1 protein-coding gene is annotated in these 2,503 nt (G+C 64.6%); it reads right to left on the reverse strand.

Annotated features, from left to right (window positions below; all coding sequences use genetic code 11):
• Window positions 1-2,503 (reverse strand): IPT/TIG domain-containing protein (locus QZT63_RS13610; protein ID WP_290652036.1); only part of this gene is annotated, 2,503 nt, incomplete at both ends.

Raw genomic sequence — 2,503 nt, forward strand, 5'->3', positions numbered from 1 at the left:
CAATGAACGGGGCAGGAAAGCTGCTCTGGGCGAGAATCGCTCCCGCGCGCTCGCCACCTGAAAGATCGATCAGGCCGCGATTTGCCAGCTGGGGTGCTTGCAGTTTGGCCACGCCGCCGGCACCGCCGCCTCCGCCGCCCCCGGTGCTGGCCAGCGAAATGTGAGACTCGCCAAACCCGCCTCGCCCGCCAATACCCAGTAGCGAGCCGTTAGGGCCGATTTCCAACGAGGTGCCGGAGGTGATGCGCAGGGCACCCGCTGCACCGCCGCCACCTGCGCCCGCACCCCCGGTTCTGTGGTCTGTCCGGAGTGTGATGAGACCGAACAAGACCGTCTCGGTGTAGGCCGACGCTCCGCCGCCGCCACCTGTGCCGGGGACGAGCCGCCTGTCGTCGATCAACTCGGGCGCGGCGGTTGGCCGGGAGCCAGGGTGCCCTCCCTGGCCGGAGACGATTAGCGGCTGCGGCGCCAGGCGGATGGTCGTAGTGCTCGATAGATGGACCATCTCGGCGGCAAAGTTGCCGGCTGCCTTGGCCACCGTAATGAAGCTCGCCTTCGGGCTGAAGGCAGATGCGAACACTTCCGCGCCGGCCTTGAAGAAGTCATCGAAGCTCACGTTGATGGGATCGAACCGCGATCCAAAACCCGCCGGCTGATTGCCCGACAGCCTGCCGTCGGCGCCACGGCCAATCCCCAAATCGGGCGTTACATTGTTGCCCGCCCGCTGGCCATCCGTGGTCGCCCCACCACTGGTGATCCCGCCGTCCCCTCCCCGTCCTCCTGACAGCGTGCCGCTCGCAAGCCCGCCGTGCAGGCCACGTCCCCCGCCTCTGGCGCGTACGACTTGCGCGTTCTCGCCGCCGCGCATGCCGGAGAAGTAGATCGTGCCCCGGATCTCCACGGGACCTGTGACATCGAAGAACACGAGTCGATGTTCCGGCTGGAAGATGCTAACGCTGTGGCTTCGGCGCTGCTGCTCTGTGACCCAGGCGAGGCGCCCAAAAGCGTCTTCAAAACCGGCAAGGCCTGAGAGGTCCCAAACGATGCCATCAGCTTCAATGTCTTCGACCTCGCGACCAATGCCCAGCACGAAGCCCTCGCAGACCACCAGCGTCGACAGGCGCTGACTCTGACTCACGGCCCTGTCGATGCGTTGGCCATCGATCGTGAAGAGGTCACTGCGATTGCCACGCTCGCCTTCGCAGACGACGAGCTCGGGCAGCCCGTTAATCTGGAACTGATTGGCATCCGTCTCGAGTACCCAACTGGTCTGGCCCGAAGGGTTAAGGATCTCGACGCGAAAGGAGACCGGTAGCGTCTGGCCGCGGTCCAAGGTCCTGATCGGCTTTATGCGCAGAGTAAAGCCCAGCTCTGCACCATCCGCGCTGACCACCACGGGACCGAACTCAAGGTGCTGGCCCACTGCCGGCTCAGCGGCAGAGACTCGGGTCGCGCCGGGAACGAATCCCGCGCCCTCCACAAGCACCGGCAGGGTCATGCCCTCCTCGATGATCGTCACCGGCACCTCGATACCAGTAACCTCCACCGGCGGCACAATCTCCAAGGTAGGCACCAGCCCGGGTATCTCGAAGCTTGCCGCCGTTCGAACGACGAGCGCGCGAAAGTTAACAGCGCCGAGCGAACCAGTGAGGGAAAATCCATCCGCGCTGACATCGACTCTTGCCTCGCCAGTGCGCTCGTAGACACGCCCGTCGTGAAGCAGGATGACGTGCTCGGTTTGCGGGGGTGTCTGCACCGGCAGCAGCAGGCTAAAGCCGATTGGCTCGCGGAGCTCCTCTTCATGCGCAAGCCGAACTTCGAATGCTGCCACCGGCACATAGCCATCCGGCACGCCCTCGATATCCGCATCTGCTCCCCAGGCCGGATGTTCAGCGTGCAGGGCAGTGACCTTGGCATCATTAGCCAGCGCTGCGGGGGGTACGTCGATGGTTAGCAGACCGTTTCGACCGTGAATGCGACCGCCGGTAAGGGCATTCACGGTGTCCCCTGCAACCAGCGGCAGCGGCGCGGAAAGGGCGATGACCTGAGCGGCGCGAAGAGACTGATTAGCCGCGGAGGTGGCGCTGATCCTGACGCTGGCGGCAGCCGGAGGCACCGCAGGAGCCGTGTAGTTGCCGAATGCGTCAATGGTTCCAAGGACCTCCGAGCCGCCCGGAATGTCGTCGACATGCCAGTCGACGGCCGTGTCGACAAGGCCGGTGACAACCGCAGTAAGTTTGATCGTCTCTAGTGGACGGACGGTCGTGTGGCCTGTACCCGCTATGTGGACCGACGGGACAACCGCGAACTCGCGGCTCGAGAGGGCGGTGCCGCGACCGTTGGAGACAGCGACGCGGCCGGAGACAGCGCCGTCGGGCAACAGCGCGATAATTTGCCTGTCACTAACCTGACTGATCTCGAGGGGAAGCCCCGCGATGCTTACCTGGTTGGCCTCAACGAAGGACGAGTCAAAGCCAACGCCCGTGATGGTTATCAGCTCCCC

It is taken from the genome of Aquisalimonas sp., assembly GCF_007120195.1.
Taxonomy (GTDB): Bacteria; Pseudomonadota; Gammaproteobacteria; order Nitrococcales; family Aquisalimonadaceae; genus Aquisalimonas.